17 protein-coding genes are annotated in these 17,259 nt (G+C 63.0%); 6 read left to right on the top strand and 11 right to left on the bottom strand.

Translation table 11 applies throughout. The features are described 5' to 3' along the window. Positions 1-34: 34 nt before the first annotated feature. The 3 genes from P7228_RS13820 to radA are packed head-to-tail and all read right to left on the bottom strand — an operon-like array spanning position 35 to position 2,391. Positions 35-475 carry an iron-sulfur cluster assembly scaffold protein gene (locus tag P7228_RS13820; protein ID WP_278015814.1) on the bottom strand — a complete coding sequence of 147 codons (441 nt, stop codon included), beginning with the start codon at positions 473-475 and terminating at the stop codon, positions 35-37. Further along, the gene (locus P7228_RS13815) at positions 472-999 is read right to left on the bottom strand and encodes a CvpA family protein (RefSeq protein ID WP_278015813.1); all 528 of its coding nucleotides are present in this window, start codon (positions 997-999) and stop codon (positions 472-474) included. The genes P7228_RS13820 and P7228_RS13815 overlap by 4 nt, the downstream gene beginning before the upstream one ends. Positions 1,000-1,023: 24 nt before the next feature. Continuing rightward, entirely contained in the window at positions 1,024-2,391 is a 1,368-nt protein-coding gene (gene radA / locus P7228_RS13810) for a DNA repair protein RadA (RefSeq protein ID WP_278015812.1), read from the bottom strand. Between the two features lie 70 nt (positions 2,392-2,461). Between radA and P7228_RS13805 the strand changes: the two genes are divergently transcribed. Continuing rightward, on the top strand, positions 2,462-4,792 hold the full coding sequence (locus P7228_RS13805; protein WP_278015811.1) for a patatin-like protein: 2,331 nt from the start codon (positions 2,462-2,464) through the stop codon (positions 4,790-4,792). Here the strand turns inward: P7228_RS13805 and P7228_RS13800 are convergent. The 3 genes from P7228_RS13800 to dnaK form a co-directional block, all read right to left on the bottom strand. After that, positions 4,789-5,673 carry an MBL fold metallo-hydrolase gene (locus tag P7228_RS13800; RefSeq protein WP_278015810.1) on the bottom strand — a complete coding sequence of 295 codons (885 nt, stop codon included), beginning with the start codon at positions 5,671-5,673 and terminating at the stop codon, positions 4,789-4,791. The genes P7228_RS13805 and P7228_RS13800 overlap by 4 nt on opposite strands. Before the next feature lie 70 nt (positions 5,674-5,743). Continuing rightward, the gene (dnaJ, locus tag P7228_RS13795; protein WP_278015809.1) at positions 5,744-6,868 is read right to left on the bottom strand and encodes a molecular chaperone DnaJ; all 1,125 of its coding nucleotides are present in this window, start codon (positions 6,866-6,868) and stop codon (positions 5,744-5,746) included. Between the two features lie 75 nt (positions 6,869-6,943). After that, positions 6,944-8,878, bottom strand: a complete 1,935-nt coding sequence (gene dnaK, locus P7228_RS13790) for a molecular chaperone DnaK (RefSeq protein ID WP_278015808.1) — start codon at positions 8,876-8,878, stop codon at positions 6,944-6,946. Between the two features lie 167 nt (positions 8,879-9,045). Between dnaK and P7228_RS13785 the strand changes: the two genes are divergently transcribed. The 3 genes from P7228_RS13785 to P7228_RS13775 all read left to right on the top strand — a co-directional run bounded on the left by P7228_RS13785 (position 9,046) and on the right by P7228_RS13775 (position 10,537). Next, the gene (locus P7228_RS13785) at positions 9,046-9,531 is read left to right on the top strand and encodes a copper chaperone PCu(A)C (protein ID WP_278015807.1); all 486 of its coding nucleotides are present in this window, start codon (positions 9,046-9,048) and stop codon (positions 9,529-9,531) included. A 68-nt stretch (positions 9,532-9,599) separates the two neighbouring features. Continuing rightward, positions 9,600-10,055 (top strand): vgr related protein, encoded by a 456-nt coding sequence (locus P7228_RS13780; protein ID WP_278015806.1) that lies wholly within the window; start codon positions 9,600-9,602, stop codon positions 10,053-10,055. Continuing rightward, complete coding sequence (locus P7228_RS13775) at positions 10,052-10,537, top strand: GNAT family N-acetyltransferase (protein WP_278015805.1); 486 nt, start codon at positions 10,052-10,054, stop codon at positions 10,535-10,537. The genes P7228_RS13780 and P7228_RS13775 overlap by 4 nt, the downstream gene beginning before the upstream one ends. 1 nt (position 10,538) lies before the next feature. Here P7228_RS13775 and P7228_RS13770 read toward each other — a convergent pair whose 3' ends face one another. The 4 genes from P7228_RS13770 to hrcA are packed head-to-tail and all read right to left on the bottom strand — an operon-like array spanning position 10,539 to position 15,188. Beyond that, positions 10,539-11,765: a threonine synthase gene (locus tag P7228_RS13770; RefSeq protein WP_430732478.1), complete on the bottom strand. Its 1,227-nt coding sequence runs from the start codon at positions 11,763-11,765 to the stop codon at positions 10,539-10,541. Next, a complete protein-coding gene (locus tag P7228_RS13765; protein WP_278015804.1) occupies positions 11,765-13,516 on the bottom strand; it encodes a DUF885 domain-containing protein in 1,752 nt (583 codons plus the stop codon). Before P7228_RS13765 ends, P7228_RS13770 begins: the two co-directional genes overlap by 1 nt. 23 nt (positions 13,517-13,539) lie before the next feature. Then, positions 13,540-14,127: a nucleotide exchange factor GrpE gene (gene grpE / locus P7228_RS13760; protein ID WP_278015803.1), complete on the bottom strand. Its 588-nt coding sequence runs from the start codon at positions 14,125-14,127 to the stop codon at positions 13,540-13,542. A 17-nt stretch (positions 14,128-14,144) separates the two neighbouring features. After that, positions 14,145-15,188, bottom strand: a complete 1,044-nt coding sequence (hrcA, locus tag P7228_RS13755; RefSeq protein ID WP_278015802.1) for a heat-inducible transcriptional repressor HrcA — start codon at positions 15,186-15,188, stop codon at positions 14,145-14,147. 96 nt (positions 15,189-15,284) lie between these two features. Here hrcA and rph point away from each other — a divergent pair, with 96 nt between their 5' ends. Then, on the top strand, positions 15,285-15,998 hold the full coding sequence (rph, locus tag P7228_RS13750) for a ribonuclease PH (protein WP_278015801.1): 714 nt from the start codon (positions 15,285-15,287) through the stop codon (positions 15,996-15,998). After that, positions 15,995-16,624 (top strand): RdgB/HAM1 family non-canonical purine NTP pyrophosphatase, encoded by a 630-nt coding sequence (gene rdgB / locus P7228_RS13745; RefSeq protein ID WP_278015800.1) that lies wholly within the window; start codon positions 15,995-15,997, stop codon positions 16,622-16,624. Before rph ends, rdgB begins: the two co-directional genes overlap by 4 nt. Here the strand turns inward: rdgB and P7228_RS13740 are convergent, their stop codons facing one another. Then, positions 16,625-17,173, bottom strand: a complete 549-nt coding sequence (locus P7228_RS13740) for a CAP family protein (protein WP_278015799.1) — start codon at positions 17,171-17,173, stop codon at positions 16,625-16,627. Positions 17,174-17,259 lie beyond the last annotated feature (86 nt).

Genomic DNA, 17,259 nt, shown 5'->3' with positions numbered 1-17,259 from the left:
CGGCGTACCTCCCCTTGAACTTCCGCAGCTTGCTCTAGCTGCTGGCTGGAGCGTTGGAAAGCGCCTCGACTGCGGCATTCCACGGCAGGAGGATTGCGCCGTGACGGCCCGTCAGACCTCGCGCCGGCGCAAGCGCTGCAAGCCCGGGCCAGTCGGGCAGTTCGCGCTTCCCATCGAGCCAGTCGACCAGGCCGTCGCGCGTTTCCGAGATCTCTTGCGAGGATACGCCCGCAGCTTCGCGCGCCAGCAAAGCGCAGGAAGCCTGGCCGACAGCACAGGCCGAGATCCTCATTCCGATACGCTCGATCCGGCCGCCTGCGTCGGTCGCAAGGCCGATATCGATGGTGCTGCCGCAGGTGCGGGAACGGCCCGAAGCGCGTTGCAGAAGGTCATCCGACAGAGGAAACCTGTAGAGCTCCGTCGCCAGGGCCAACAGTTCGGGGGAGTAGAGCCGGGACAGCCCTGTATCGATCATTCTGCGGCTTCCGCCTCTGCCTCTTCCTTCAATCGTGCGCGGCGCTCTGCGACGATCTGCACGAGATCACGCGAACTTGCGTCGACGAAGGGGTAGGTGCGGGCCGATGTTATCCAGCCCGGGCGTCCCTCGATACCCCAGACCGTGTCATAGCCGAGGACCAGCACGGAGAAGCCCATTACCACGATCAGCGCCCCTTTGAGCAGGCCGAAGCCAAAGCCGAGAATGCGGTCGATCGGGCCGAGGATCGAATTGCGCGAAGCCTGGCCGACATTGTTGGCGATGACCTTCATCGCTGCATAGGGGATCAGCAAGAGCAGCGCGAAAGCGAGGATCGAAGTTGTCGGCTCGGTATCGAGATACTCCTTGAGCCCGTCGGTAAGCGGTGTGTGCAGGTAATAGATCGCAAACGCCGCGAGCACCCAGGCCGCCAGCGACAGGACTTCCTGCACCAATCCGCGCAGGAAACCGCCGACGGCTGCCACGCCGACGATAATCAGCACAATGATATCGAAACCTGTCATCGCGATCCCGTCCTCGACCGCCCGTTACGTGCTCGCCATCACTCGGTCAACGAGGTTCGAAAGCTGGCTTACGCCTTCGAATCTTAACTTAGGCGAACTGTTCTTGGTTTCCGACGGACCGAATCCGAGGGAAAATCCCAGCTTATCGGCCTCTTTCAGGCGCAGGCCGCCGTGCGAAACCGGCCGAACCTCGCCCGCCAGGGACACTTCGCCGAACCAAATGCTTTGTGCAGGCAGGGGCCTGTCGGCGAGAGCCGAAACGAGCGCAGCGGCGACGGCCAGGTCGGCCGCCGGATCGGACAGGCGATAGCCGCCAGCAATATTGAGATAGACTTCGGCGGAGCTAAAGTTGAGCCCGCAGCGCGATTCCAGCACGGCCAGCAGCATGGCGAGGCGACTGCTCTCCCAACCGACCACCGAGCGGCGCGGCGTGGCCCCAGATTGCAGTCGGACGATCAACGCCTGAATCTCGACCAGCACCGGGCGGGTACCTTCCAGTGCCGGGAAGACCGAGCTGCCCGCCATGGGTTGGTCGCGCCCCGAAAGGAACAGCATCGAAGGGTTCGCTACCTCCTCCAGCCCCTCGTGCGCCATCGAGAAGACGCCGATCTCGTCGACCGCGCCGAAGCGATTCTTGAGCGCGCGCAGGATGCGGTACTGGTGACTGCGCTCTCCCTCGAAGCTCATCACCACATCGACCATATGTTCGAGGACGCGGGGGCCGGCGATGCTGCCGTCCTTGGTGACATGGCCGACCAGCACCAACGCGACACCGTTTTCCTTGGCATAACGGATCAGTTCGAACGCGCAGCCGCGCACCTGGCTGACCGTTCCTGGCGCCCCTTCGATCGTGTCCGAATGCATGGTCTGAATCGAATCGACCACCAGCAGGGTCGGCGGGGCCATCTGGCCGAGCGTCGTGAGGATATTGCGAACCGAGGTTTCTGCCGCGAGCCTGACTGGCGCATCGGCGAGCCCAAGGCGCGAAGCGCGCATTCGCACCTGTCCTGAAGCTTCCTCGCCGCTGACATAAACCACATCGCCCCCGTCCCGCGCGATTCTGGCCGCGGTCTGCAGCAGCAAGGTCGATTTCCCGATCCCGGGGTCGCCGCCCATCAATACCGCAGAGCCGGGCACCAATCCGCCGCCCAGCGCGCGATCGAACTCCGCCAGCCCGGTGCTACGGCGCACAGGCAGTTCGGAAGGCTCGTTGAGCGAGACGAAGTCGACCGCCCTGCCCCCGCTCGACAAGTCATGCTTCTGTGAAAAGACCGTGGCGGGAGCATCTTCCGCCAGCGTGTTCCATTCCGCGCAGTCGGGACATTGCCCCTGCCAGCGGTGGCTGACGCTGCCGCATGCCTGGCAGATATAGCGTTTCTTGGGCTTGGCCATGGAGATTCGATAAACAGAACATTGTGAGAACGCAATTGCGTTCACAAGGGCAAGCCTGCACTATCCCCATATGCGGCAAAAGGAACTTCGTCTCGCCCTGGTCTGTTACGGCGGTGTCAGCCTCGCCGTGTACATGCATGGGGTTACGAAGGAGATCTGGCAGCTCGCGCGCGCAAGCCGCGATTTCCATGCGGGCCGAGCGCCCGATTCACCGGTCGAACGAATCTATTGCGATCTGCTCAGGCATATCGAGAACGAACAGGTGCTGCGCCTGCGTGTGCTACCCGACATTCTCACCGGTTCGAGCGCGGGCGGAATCAATGCGATCTTCCTCGCGCAGGCGATCCATTCCGGACACTCGCTCGAGCCGCTAACCGATCTTTGGCTCGAAGGTGCGGATGTCGACAAACTGCTCGATCCCGATGCGCGACCGATGTGGCGCTTTGCCAAGTTCTGGGCGCAGCCGATCGCCTGGTGGCTGTTCACCCGCCCCGGCAATGCGGTGAGTGAAAGCGTTGCGCCCGAAACGCGAGCCGAGGTGCGCCACAAGGTTTCGCGCTTCGTCCGCGGGCGGTGGTTCCAGCCTCCGTTTTCCGGCGACAATTTTTCGGGGCTGTTGTTCAATGCTTTCTCGGCCATGGGGGACGGAAAGATCGAGCCTCCGCTCCTGCCGCCGGGTCATCCGATCGACCTGTTCGTCACCACGACCGATTATCACGGGCACCTCGAGCTCCTGCGCTTGCATTCGCCGGCGGTGGTCCAGGAAAGCGAGCACCGCATGCCAGTGGGATTTCACTCGGTTGCGCCCGGGACGGCCGATATCGACCTGGCCGATCCGCTCGAGCTGACATTTGCCGCGCGGGCAACGGCCAGCTTCCCCGGCGCCTTTCCCCCGCTACAGGTGCGCGAGATCGACCGCCTGGCCCTTCGCCACGATCACCAATGGGACAATCGCGCGCATTTCCTCCAGCGGATCATGCCCGTCCATGTCCGCGATGGCTCGGTGGAGCGCGTCTCGCTGATCGACGGATCGGTGCTGGTGAACAAGCCGTTCGGCGAAGCCATCGATGCGCTCGAAGGGCGGCCTGCCCAGCGCGAGGTGGACCGGCGTTTTGTCTATATCGATCCCCGTCCCGACCGCTTTGGATCGGAACGCGAGGAAGAGGACCGTACCGTCGGTTTCTTCAGCGCGATCTTCGGCTCGATCTCGATCATTCCGCGCGAACAGCCAATCCGCGACAACCTCGAAGCGCTGGAGCAACAGTCGCGCGACGCCGAACGATTGCGGCGTATGGTTTCTGCGCTTCGTCCCGAGGTCGAACGCGCGGTCGAGAAACTGTTCGGCAGAACCCTGTTTCTCGATCGCCCTACCCCCAAGCGGCTGCACGCCTGGCGCGCGAAGGCGCAACAGGCCGCGGCTGATCTGGCGGGGTTCGCCTACCACTCCTACGCGCAATCGAAGTATAACGGCATTATCGAGCACCTCGCGTTGCTCGCGTTCGAAGCGGCGCCCGAGCTTGGGCTGCCCGATCCTGCGGCCATCGAGGACGTCTTGCGGGCGGAACTCGACCGGCGCGGATTGGCGAGCCTGTCCGATCCGAGCGGAGGCGCTAGCGAGGCTGCGATCGGTTTCTTCCGGGCGCACGACATCGGGTTCCGTATCCGGCGCCTGCGGTTGCTGACACGGAGGCTGGCGCGCGATTGGGAAAACGATCCCGAGATTTCGGACCCAGCGCTCGATGTCGCGCGCGAGGCAATCTACGAGATACTCGGGGTCTATTTTCAGCATGAGGGGATCGACGGGCTTGGCCCGGAATTCCCTGCGCTAGCCGCCAACGTCCTTGCCGATCCCGGATCGCTGCTCGACCACCTGTCGAGAACCCGATTGCTGCCGGAGACCGACGAACGCGCCGAACGGATGCTGTCGGAAGCGCTCGACCAGATGCCCAAGAACCTCAAGCGGCGGATGCTGCTGACCTATCTTGGCTTCCCGTTCTATGACATCGCCACCCTGCCGCTGCTGCGCAACGAGGACCTGAGCGAATACGATCCGATCAAGGTCGATCGCATCTCGCCCGACGACGCCCGCTCGATCCGCGAAGGGGGAACGCGGGCCACGCTGCGCGGGATCGAGTTCTACAATTTCGGTGCGTTCTTCAGCCGCGCCTATCGCGAAAACGATTACTTGTGGGGCAGGCTTCACGGAGCCGAACGCATGGTCGACCTCGTCTGCTCCACGCTCGACGAAAAGTTGCCCGAGGAATCGTGCCGTCAGTTCAAGCGCGATCTTTTCCTCGCGATCCTCGACGAGGAAAGCCTGGCCGGCAGGTGCAAGATGCACCTGATCGACCAGCTCAGGCGCGAGGTCGAGGACAAGTTCGCCGAGGCTGCGTCCGACTAGTCGAGGCTGTCCCAGATCGCGGCGATGAACGCATCGGCGCCGATGAAGCCTTCTCCGCGCTGGAAGCTTTCAAGCGGCTTGGCGGCCTGCGCCTCTTCGACTGTCTTGCCCGACTGCTTGAGTGCCCTGATCCGCGTCACGGCCTCGCCGATCGCGTTGCGATAAGCCATCAACTCGGCCTTGTTCGACATCGGGCCGTGACCCGGGATGACCTTGGTCTCGTCATCCATCAGTGACAGCGCTGAATCGACCGAGAACAGCAGCCGTTCGACATTGCCGCCCGAATTGGTGTCGATGTAGGGCCACCCGGCGATCTTGAAATAGAGATCGCCCATATGGACGACGTTCTTCTCGCGCCAGAACACCACGCTGTCGCCATCGGTGTGACCGCCGCCGAGGAACATCACCTCGATCGTGTCGCCGTTGAGGTGAAGCCTGACCCCGCGGTCGTAGGTCACGACCGGCAGCGCGGCTGCCGGTGCGGCTGCGATCACGCGCTCGCCACGCTGCTGATCGACGCTAAGGCGCTTGCGGACGTTCTTGTGTGCGAAGATATGTGCCCCGGCCTTGCCGAAATGCTCGTTCCCGCCGGTGTGGTCGCCGTGCCAATGGGTGTTGATCACATAGTGGACGGGATTCGCACCGAGGCCGGCAACGGCCGCTTCGATCTTGGCAGACAATGGCGCGAACTGGTCATCGATCAGCACTGTGCCGCCTTCGCCGTGGCTGACCCCGATATTGCCGCCCTGTCCGAACAGGACTGCGACGCCTGGAGCGATCTCCTCGGCAGTGATTTGAACGTCGGCCATGTCCTGCTGCGCGGCAGCGGGTGCGGCGGCCAGGCAAGTACCGAGTAACGAAATGAAAAGGCGGCGATTCATGAGGCGATCTCCCTTCAGATCGCCTGCCTAGCCCGCGTCCCGACTTCTGTCGAGCAGGCCGACCGAAAGCCTAACCGCCGAAAGCGTCCTTGAGCTTGTCGAAGAAGCCGCGGCTCTCGGGGCATTCCTCGCCCGTTTCGGTGTCGCGGAATTGCTGGAGGATCTCGCGCTGCTTCTTGCTGAGCTTGGTTGGGGTCTCGACCGCAATCTCGACCACGAGGTCGCCGCGACCGCGCCCTTGCAGGACCGGCATGCCCGCCCCGCGCACCCTGAGCTGCTTGCCCGACTGGATGCCTGCAGGGATCTCGACGGCGTTGGACTTGCCCGACAGGTCGGGAATGTCGATGCTGCCGCCGAGCGCAGCGGTGGTAAAGCTGACCGGCACCCGCGTCGCGAGTGTCGTCCCTTCGCGATGGAATACCGGGTGCGGCTTCACATGGACGAAGATGTAGAGGTCGCCGGGCGGTGCGCCGCGCGGTCCCGCCTCGCCCTTGCCGGACAGGCGTATCCTGGTGCCGGTGTCGACCCCGGCGGGGATCTCCACTTCGAGCGCCTGGGGGCGGTCCACCCGCCCTTCCCCGCGGCAGACATTGCACGGGCTTTCGATCACCGCACCCCGCCCATGGCAGGTCGGGCACGGTCGTTCGACCATGAAGAAGCCCTGCTTCGCGCGGACCTTGCCGTAGCCGTTGCAGAGGTTGCACTGGCGCTCGCCGGTGCCCGGGGTCGCGCCCGAGCCGGAACAGGTGCCGCACGCCTGGCTGACCTCGATCTCGATCTGCCGGGTCTTGCCATGGAACGCATCATCGAGCGTGATTTCCATGTCGTAGCGCAGGTCTGCACCGCGGCGGGGTTGCTGACGCGCGCCGCCACCGCCGAAGGCCTGACCAAAAATGGTCTCGAAAATGTCGCCGATGTCGCCGAAGTCGCCTGCGCTCGGGCCATGCCCGCCGCCCATGCCGTTCTGGAACGCGGCGTGGCCAAAGCGGTCGTAGGCCGCCCGCTTTTGCGGATCCTTGAGACAGTCGTAGGCGGCGCTGATCGCCTTGAACCGCGCCTCGCTCTCGCCGCACCCCGGATTTCGATCGGGATGATATTGCATGGCGAGCTTGCGATAGGCGCTCTTGATCGCCGCGCCATCGGCGTCGCGCGATACGTTGAGAAGCTCGTAATAGTCGATGTCGGTTGCTGACATTTTGATCCCGTCCCTCAAACGCTAACCGCCACCAGCGCGAATTGCACTGGCGGCGGCAAGGTTTTCATCAGGACATCAGCCCTTGTTGTCTTCGTCGACTTCCGAGAACTCGGCATCGACGACTTCCTCGTCGCCATCCGAGCTGTCTGCGGCACCGGCATCTCCGGTATCGGCCGAAGCCGCGGCAGAAGCCTGCTCCTTCTCGTAGATCTGCTGACCCATCTTCATGGCCGCTTCGGTCAGGGCCTGGGACTTGGCATTGATGGCATCGACGTCGTCGCTTTCGAGCGCGGTTTTTGCCTCGGCCAGTGCCGATTCGACCGCCGACTTGGTATCGGCATCGATCTTGTCGCCATGCTCCTCGAGCTGCTTCTCGGTCGCGTGAATCAGGCTATCGGCCTGGTTGCGCGCTTCGGCAGACTCGCGGCGCTTCTTGTCTTCTTCGGCGAACTTCTCGGCATCCTGGACCATCTGGTCGATGTCGGCGTCGCTGAGACCGCCCGAAGCCTGGATGCGGATCTGCTGTTCCTTGCCGGTGCCCTTGTCCTTGGCACTGACGTTGACGATGCCGTTAGCGTCGATGTCGAAGGTGACTTCGATCTGCGGCACACCGCGCGGTGCGGGCGGGATGCCGACCAGGTCGAACTGGCCGAGCAGCTTGTTGTCGGCCGCCATTTCGCGCTCGCCCTGGAAGACGCGGATGGTCACCGCATTCTGATTGTCTTCCGCGGTCGAATAGGTCTGCGTCTTCTTGGTCGGGATCGTCGTGTTGCGATCGATCATGCGGGTGAATACACCGCCCAGCGTCTCGATGCCCAGCGAAAGCGGGGTCACGTCGAGCAGCAGCACGTCCTTGACGTCGCCCTGGAGAACGCCGGCCTGGATGGCTGCGCCCATCGCCACGACTTCGTCGGGGTTCACGCCGGTGTGCGGCTTGGAGCCGAAGAACTTCTCGACCACTTCTCGAACCTTGGGCATGCGGGTCATGCCGCCGACAAGAATCACCTCGTCGACCTGGTCCTTGGAAATACCGGCATCTTCGAGCGCCTTCTTGCACGGATCAAGCGTACGCTGGATCAGGCTGTCGACCATCTTTTCGAGGTCCGAACGGCTGATCGTTTCGACCAGGTGCAGCGGGGTCGAGCTGCCGCCTTCCATACGGGCAGTGATGAAGGGCAGGTTCACCTCGGTCGTCTGCGAGCTCGACAGTTCGATCTTCGCCTTTTCCGCGGCTTCCTTGAGACGCTGCAGGGCAAGCTTGTCCTGCCGCAAGTCCATGTTTTCCTTCTTCTTGAACTGGTCGGCCAGCCATTCGACAATCGCGCTGTCGAAGTCTTCACCGCCGAGGAAGGTGTCGCCATTGGTCGACTTCACCTCGAACACACCGTCGCCGATCTCGAGGATCGAAACGTCGAAGGTACCGCCGCCAAGGTCGTAGACGGCAATGGTCTTGCCATCGTCCTTGTCGAGGCCATAGGCGAGCGCAGCGGCCGTCGGCTCGTTGATGATGCGGAGCACTTCGAGACCGGCAATCTGTCCGGCATCCTTGGTCGCCTGCCGCTGGGCATCGTTGAAGTAGGCAGGAACGGTGATGACCGCCTGCGTCACGGTTTCGCCCAGATAGCTCTCGGCGGTTTCCTTCATCTTCTGGAGGATGAAGGCGGACACCTGGCTCGGGCTGTATTCTTCGCCACCAGCTTCAACCCATGCGTCGCCGTTCTTGCCCTTGACGATGTCATAGGGGACGAGCTCCATGTCCTTCTTGGTCAATGGATCGTCGAAGCGGCGGCCGATGAGGCGCTTGATCGCGAAGAGCGTATTGTCAGGGTTGGTTACAGCCTGGCGCTTGGCCGGCTGACCGATAAGGCGTTCTTTGTCCTTGGTGAATGCAACGATAGACGGCGTGGTACGCGCGCCTTCCGAGTTCTCGATCACCTTGGGCTTGCCGCCGTCCATCACGGCAACGCAGGAGTTGGTGGTGCCGAGGTCGATACCGATTACTTTAGCCATGGATTCCCCATTTTCCTTCAATTAGTTGGACGCCACGCTTTCGGTCTCCCACCATTGGCAAAACCGGTCGGCGGCTCGTTTACCCGTGGGATATAGGTGTGGTTTCGCTTGGCACAAGGGATCACCCGGACTAGTTTTTACCTTGTACCAAAGGGGGAGTTCCTAACGTGAACATCAATAAAGTCGCCGCCGTTTTCCTCGCAGCAAGCTGTGTTTCTCTCGCAGCCTGCGGAGACGCCGAGGCCCCGGTCGCAGAGACTTCGGAAGCCGGGATTCCCGGCATGACCATCACCGATGGGCGGATGGTGTTGAACGCTGTCGAAGGCAATCCGGCAGCCGTCTATTTCAATCTGAACTACGATGGTGACCGCGGTCTCGCTGTCCGCAAGGCCAGTGTCGAAGGTGCGAGCAGCGCCATGCTGCACGAATATGCCGACAACCAGGGCCGCCGAGAAATGATGGAGGCGCTGCCGATTACCCTCTCCAAGGGGACCAAGCTCGCCTTCGAGCCGGGATCGCGGCACGTGATGGCAATGGGGCTGTCGCCCGATCTCAAGGCCGGCGGCACGACCAATGTCACGCTGACGGTGTCGGGAGGAAAGACCATGACTTTCCCGGTTGAAATCGTCGCCGCCGGGGATGCCGACCGCTGACCGAAGCCAACGCGCAAATCGACGTAGATGCGGTCGCTCCATTCTGCCCGATCGGCGGCGAGCGACCGTTGACGCCGGGAGAAGTCGAGCTCGCCCGCAGCATCTTCGGGTCCGCGATCGACTATACGCAGGTCACGATCAGGCGCCGAAAATGGTTTCCCCTCCAGCCGCGGCGCATCACCATGGCACCGCGCGGACACCTTCATTTTCATCCGCTTTCGGCCAATTATTGCGACGACTTCAGTACGGCTTCGATGTCGCTGCGGTCACTGTTCATCCACGAGATGACGCATGTCTGGCAAACCCAGACCCGCGGCCCATGGTACCTCGTAACCCGTCGGATGCCCTGGGCGCGGTATAGCTACAGTCTCAAGCCCGGATGGCCGCTGACCCGCTACGGGATCGAGCAGCAGGCCGAGATCGTGAAGCATGCCTTTATGCTGCGCAACGGAATGCGCGTTGCCGGAGTGCCCGATGTTTCGGCATACGATCTCCTGGTGAACTTTCCGGGAGCGAGTGCGTGACGTTGATCGTCAGACGGTATCATGATGACGATGCCGAGGATTTCGCGCAGCTCAACCTGCGCTGGATCGAGGAAATGTTCGGCGTCGAGGAGAGCGACCGCCAGCAATTGCTCGATCCCCAGGGATCGATCCTCGATCCTGGCGGAGTGATCGCCATTGCCGAACTTGACGGCGAAGTGGTCGGCTGCGGTGCGCTGGTGCCGCCGCATCATTCACCCGATGACGGGCAGGAATGGCTCGAACTCGTCAAGATGGCGACCGATCCCGATGCACAAGGCAAAGGCGTTGCATCGCAGGTGATGACCTTCCTGATCGACGAGGCACGGGCGCGCGGTTGCGATGCCCTGTGGCTCGAAACCAACGATCGCCTGGGTGCTGCCACCCGGCTCTACGAGCGCAAGGGATTTCAGCGTCTCGAAGGCGACGAGCTGTGGCCCACGCCCTATCAGCGCTGCAATCTGCAGATGGTCCTGGAACTCTAGATCAGAGTTCGGCGAGATCGGGCAAGGCGTTCTTGTCCAGCACAGCAGACCGATCCTCGAGCGGATATTTGAGGCCGGTTGCGCAATTGAAAAGCACGACGTCGTCAGTGGCTGACACAAGCCCCGCTTCGAGCGCGTTGCGATAGGCGGCCAGCGTGGCCCCTCCCTCGGGACAGAGCAGCAAGCCATCCATCGCCGCGCTATCGGCAGTCGCCCGGACGATATCGTCCTCCTCGACTGCGAGGGCGGCACCACCGCTCTCGCGAACTGCGCGCAGGATCAGGAAATCGCCGACCGCTTTAGGAACGCGAATGCCGGCAGCCACCGTGTGGGCATTCTCCCACCGCTCGGCATGCTCAACCCCGTCTTCGAATGCCTTGACGATGGGCGCGCAGCCGCTCGCCTGCACCGCGAACATCTTGGGTCGTTCCGAGCCGATCCAGCCCAGTTGTTCAAGTTCGTCGAAAGCCTTCCACATCCCGATCAGGCCAGTGCCACCCCCGGTCGGATAGAAGATCGCCTTGGGTAAACGCCAGCCCAGTTGCGCGGCAAGCTCGAGGCCCATCGTCTTCTTGCCTTCGATCCGGTACGGCTCCTTGAGCGTCGAGAAGTCGAACCACAGTCCCTCGGCCGCACCTATCCCGACGATCGCTCCACACTCATCGATCAGCCCGTTGACGCGATAAACCCGCGCGCCCTGCGCGGCGATTTCGCGCACGTTCACCTCCGGGGTGTCAGACGGGCACAGCACCAGAGTCTCGATCCCTGCCCGCGTCGCATAGGCTGCGAGCGCGGCGCCGGCATTGCCGTTGGTCGGCATGGCGATGCGTTTGACGCCCAGCTCTTTCGCCATTGCCACGGCCATCACCAACCCGCGCGCCTTGAAGCTGCCGGTCGGCAGTCGTCCCTCGTCCTTGACCAGCACATTCGTACCGCCGGAGCGTGGGATAGGGATCAGCGGCGTTTCGATTTCGCCGAGGCTGATGATGTTTTCAGTCCTGCGCACCGGCAGCAGTTCGCGCCATCGCCACAAGTCGGTCGGACGCGCTTCAAGCGCCTCGCGCCGTAAGGCCCCGCCTGCCGCCTCGAGATCGTAGCGGACCAGCAACGGCCGGCCTGCCGCCGAAAGCCCCTGCAGCTTGTCCGCCTCGTAACGCTCGCCGGTCAGCGAGCATTCGAGATGGGTGACGAAGGTCCGTCGTTCGCCAACAAGGTTTGCGGTCAGCATCAGTCGTAGGTCACACCGGGAAGGCCCTGCCCACCGTCGGCAATGAAGGCGTCGATGCGTTCCTCGAGCACGTTCAAGGGAACCGATCCGAGCGAGAGCACCACATCGTGGAATTTTCGGATATCGAACTGCTCGCCCAGCGCATCCTCGGCCTTCTTGCGCTCCCTGCGAATGGTCATCTCGCCCAGCTTGTAGGCCAGCGCCTGCCCGGGCCAGCTGATATAACGATCGATCTCGGTCCCGACTTCATGCTGCGACAGCGCCGTGCGAGTGGCCAGATATTCCATCGCCTGCTCGCGGGTCCAACCGTACTCGTGGATGCCGGTATCGATCACGAGGCGCACCGCGCGCCACATCTCGTAGCTGAGCCGTCCGAATTTCTCATAAGGCGTGCGATAGATCCCCATCTCCTCACCGAGATATTCGGTGTAGAGACCCCAGCCCTCGCCAAAGCCCGAGAAATAGGTCTGCCGCCGGAAGCGCGGCGCCTCTTTCTGCTCGAGCGCAACTGCGGCCTGAAAGCTGTGCCCGGGCGCGCATTCGTGCAGCGTCAGGGCCGGAATATTGTAGAGGGGGCGCGACGGCAGGTCGTAGGTATTCATCTGGCAGTAGTCGAGACCGCCGCGGCCCGCCGTGTAGAACGGCGCGATCGCCGGATCGACTTCGCGGATAGAGAAGCGATGGCGCGGCAGGAAGCCGAAGTAGTCTGCCAGCACGCCATCGACGCGCTTCGCCACGTAGGATGAAACGCCCATCAGCTCGTCCGGCGTCTTGGCCACGAACTGTGGGTCGGTGCGCAAGAAGCGCACGAATTCGGGCAGCGTACCTTCAAAGCCGGCTTCGGCCTTCACCTGCTCCATTTCCGCGGTGATCCGCTCTACCTCATCGAGACCGATCTGGTGGATCTCTTCTGCGGTAAGATCGGTCGTGGTGAACTGTCGTATCTGTTGAGCGTAGAAGGACCGTCCCTCTGGCAATTCACTCGCGCCCAGGGTCTCGCGTGTCTGCGGCAGATACTCTTCGCGGAAGAACCGCAGGAAGGAAGCGTAAGCCGGCGTCACCGAGTTCACGATCGCCTCGCGCCCGGCACGCTGCAGGCGCGTCTTGTCCACGTCCGAGAAACGCTCGGGCATTTCCTCGAATGGTTTCCAGAACGGGCTCGCCTTGTAGTCCTGTGTTACATAAGCCGCGAGCGAAGCATCGCGTCCTTCCAGCGTTACTCGAGGAACCGAGAAACCGCGCTCGAGTCCATTTCGAGCGTTGGCAGTCTCCTCGGCAAAGAAGCGCGGAATGTCGCGCATCCGGCCGATGTAGCGTTCGTATTCCTCGACTGTCTGGAAACCGCTGCGCGCGGCGAGATAGCTCCAGAAATTGTTGTCGCTGTCGAACGGCATGTCCCATTCGCGGAAGCGCGCGTCGCCAATCTCCTGCTCAAGTAGCGTGCGCAGAACGGCGGCATTGATCGCGGCCTCGGGCGAGAACTCGGCCCGATCCATCGCATCAAGGCGCGCGAGGACGCTCTCGGCGAACTTCGCTCGCGCCAATTGGGATTGGGGCAAAGCCGACGGCAACCGGTCGCCCGGTTCGATCTGACCCGATGGTTTTTCGAGATAGACCCACTCGGCCAATTGCCGGTCGTAATATTCGTCAGCGAGTGCGGACAGGCGATCGTCAGCACTATCCTGTGCCGCGAGCGGCAATGACCAGGCAGAAGCAGCGAGGACCGCCGCTCCGAAGAATGCAGTCCTCATTATGCTCTCCCCTTCCCGCTCGATCAGTCGGGTTTCTTGGCGACGCCGACCATGGCCGGGCGCAACAGTCGATCCTTGATCATCCAGCCCGACTGCATCTCCTGCACCACCGTGCCGGCTTCATGCTCCTCGGTCGGGATTTCCATCATTGCCTGATGCTGGTTGGGATCGAGCGGCAGGCCGACCGAGGCGATACGCGAAATGCCATGCTGGCCAAACACCTTCTCGATCTCGCGCTGGGTCGCTTCGATGCCCTCAATGAAGCGCTTGGCCTTCTCATCCTCGCGCAGTGCTTCGGGTACATGTTCGAGCGCGCGCGAAAGGTTGTCCGATACGCTCAGGATATCGCGCGCAAAGCCGGTCGCGGCATAGGCGCGCGCGTCCTGCATGTCCTTCTCGAGCCTGCGGCGGACATTCTGCGTCTCGGCCTTGGCATAGAGCACTTCCTGCTTGGCGGTTTCGAGATCCTCGCGCAGCCGGTCGAGCGCCTGGTCGAGACCACTCGTTTCCTCTTCAGCGGTTTCTGCATCGCTCTTGTCGAGGAATTCTTCGGGTACGCCTTCCAATTCCTTTTCGACCGCTTCGTCCTGCGGTTTGTCGTTATCGATCATGTCGTTATTTTCCAAAGCTATCCGATAAGCTTGCCCAGCGAGCGGGCCGTGAAATCCATCATGGGGACGACCCGCGCGTAATTCAATCGCGTTGGGCCGATGACGCCAAGCACCCCCAGCACGCGTCCATCCCGGTCGCGATAGGGCGACGCAATAACGGACGAACCGGAAAGCGCAAACAATCGGTTCTCGCTGCCGATGAATATTCGGGTCGCCTCGGCCTCGCGTGCGCTTTCGAGCAATTCGGCGACCGATTGCTTGTTTTCCAGGTCGTCGATCAGCGAGCGAACACGTTCGAGATCGCCGATGGCGGCATCGTCGAGCAAATTGGCCTGTCCGCGAATGATGAGCACGGGGCGGCGCGCAGCGTCCTCGCTCCAGATGGCAAGACCGCGCTCGACCAGATCGGCGCTCGCACTGTCGAGCTGCGACTTGCCCGCAGCAATTTCGGCTCGCATGGCCGCCGCCGCTTCGGTCAGGGTCCGCCCACCAAGCCGCGCGGTGATATAGTTGCTGGCCTGCTCGAGCACACTGGGCATGACTGCCTCGCCCAATTCGACGACCCGATTCTCGATTCCGCCATCGTCGCCGACCAGGACCGCCAGCGCCCTGCCCTGCCCTAAATTGACGAGACTGAACTGGGCAAGCCGGTTCTCGCGCGTCGGCACCAGCACCATGCCCGCCGCGCCCGAGATGTCGGACAGGATCGCGCTGGTCTGTTCGAGCGCATGCTCGACCGAACCCGGCTCCGCCAGGCGCTTTTCGATCTGCGCTCTCTCCTGCGCGGTCGGTTCGGCTACCCGCATCATCCCGTCGACGAAGATCCGCAGGCCCGATTCGGTCGGCATCCGGCCGGCACTGGTGTGCGGCGCCGCCAAGAGGCCCAGTTCCTCCAGATCGGCCAGCACCGAGCGGATCGAGGCGGGCGAGAGGTTTACCGTGGCATCCTGCGCCAGGGTTTTCGATCCCACCGGTTGCCCACTCTCGAGGTAACCTTCGACCACGAGCCGGAAGATCTCGCGCGTGCGTTGGGTCAGTTCGGAGATGGGCGGCGAGGACATATGCCCTATCTAGCGACTGCCCCGGACGTCACAAGCCTTGCAGCCACCGGCCTTCACGGCCAAACCGCGGGCACACGAATCACCCAAGGAAATTTCATGCGACCATCCGGCCGTGCGCCCGACGAAATGCGCGCCATCACCATCGAGACCGGTTTTACCAAGCATGCCGAGGGTTGTTGCCTCGTCAGCTTCGGCGACACGCGCGTGCTGTGCACCGCCAGCGTCGAGGAACGCCTGCCGCCATGGCTGCGCGGCAAGGGCGAAGGCTGGGTGACGGGCGAATACTCGATGCTCCCCCGCTCGACTCATACGCGCGGCATGCGCGAGGCGGCGAAGGGCAAGCAATCGGGGCGGACGCAGGAAATCCAGCGGCTCATCGGCCGTTCCTTGCGCGCCGTGGTCGATCTCAAGAAGCTCGGCGAGCGCCAGATCACCCTCGACTGCGACGTGTTGCAGGCTGATGGCGGTACCCGCACGGCGAGCATATCGGGTGCATGGGTGGCTCTCCGCATTGCCGTGGACAAGCTGATGGCCGAGGGCGCAATCAAGGAAGACCCCATCACCGGACAGGTCGCAGCGATCAGTTGCGGCATCTTCAGCGGCACCCCGGTGCTCGATCTCGACTATCCCGAAGACTCCTCGGCGGAAGCCGACGCCAACTTCGTGCTGATCGAAGGCGGGCAGATCGCCGAGGTCCAGGCAACCGCGGAAGGTGCCACCTATGACGAGGAAGGGCTGCTGCGCCTGCTCCGCCTCGCCCGGATCGGCTGCGACCGGATCTTCGCGGCGCAAAGGGATGCGGTGAAGTGACCCGGCGGCTCGGTTCGGGCTCGCTGGTCATTGCGACGCATAACTCGGGCAAGCTCAAGGAGATTTCCGCGCTGCTCGAGCCGCATGGTATCAAGTGCATCAGCGCAGGTTCGCTGGGGCTGCCCGAGCCGGCCGAGACCGGCAAGAGTTTCGTCGAGAACGCACTGATCAAGGCGCGCGCTGCAGCCGAGGCATCGGGTCTTGCGGCGCTCGCCGACGACAGCGGGCTGTCGGTCGATGCGCTCGACGGACGTCCCGGGGTCTACACCGCCGACTGGGCCGAGCGCCAATGGTTCGAAGGTGATCCCGGGCGCGACTGGTACATGGCGATGGGCAAGGTCGAGGGGATGCTACAGCAGCTTGGCCCCGAAACCGATCGCAGCGCGGCTTTCCATTGCGTGCTGGCCATCGCCTGGCCCGATGGCGAATATGCCATCTATGAAGGCAAATGCCCCGGCTCGCTGACCTGGCCGCCGCGTGGTGAAATGGGCTTTGGCTACGACCCGGTGTTCGTCCCGGAGGGCGGCGAGCAGACTTTTGCCGAAATCGAGCCGAGCGAAAAGCACGCCATCAGCCACCGGGCCGATGCCTTTGCCAAGCTCACCGCGGAACAGTTCGGCGTGTGATCAGCGGCGGGCGAGCCGCTTGACCTCCGCGCCATAGGTATTGCCAGCGGGCCAGTAGCGGCACACGAGGAAGTCGTCGCTCTGGTTGCGCGCCACTGCGCAACCGACCTCGCGCGTGCCGTGCCACACGACTTGCGTGTAGTGCCCGACATCGCGCCAGTTCCCCGTGCGCGAGATGTGCGGGAAGGTCCCCGGCTTGAAGTGGCGCTTCTCGGCGGCGAAGGCTTCGACCATGTAGCGCGCGGAATACGCCCCGGCCTGACCCATCCAGAGGTTTTCCCCGGCGCCGCTGCGCTCGTCGTTCGAGGCGTGACGCATGCGACCCTCGCGTGCCAGCACATGTGCCCATTGCTGCGCCTCACGCGCCAGCTTCTGGCTCCATTGCAGTTCAGGCGCGCCAAACTGCGACCGCTCGGAGTTATGTACTTCGAGCAGTTCGGTAGCAAAGCGATTGGTCGGCGCGCGACCGCCCGCCGAAGTCGCGGTTGCTGCGATCGCCAGGGCAATCGCCCCGGCAGCGAAAATGGTTTGGATTCGACCCCGTCTCATGGCTTCCTAGCCTTGCGCCCCTCACTTTATTTGCGGCCAAGAAAGCTGGTTAACCGGCGAAAATCCATATCATTTGTGCAAATGGT

This window comes from Altererythrobacter sp. CAU 1644 (assembly GCF_029623755.1).
Lineage (GTDB): Bacteria > Pseudomonadota > Alphaproteobacteria > Sphingomonadales > Sphingomonadaceae > Erythrobacter > Erythrobacter arenosus.
This window is presented reverse-complemented; position numbering and strand designations above follow the sequence as displayed.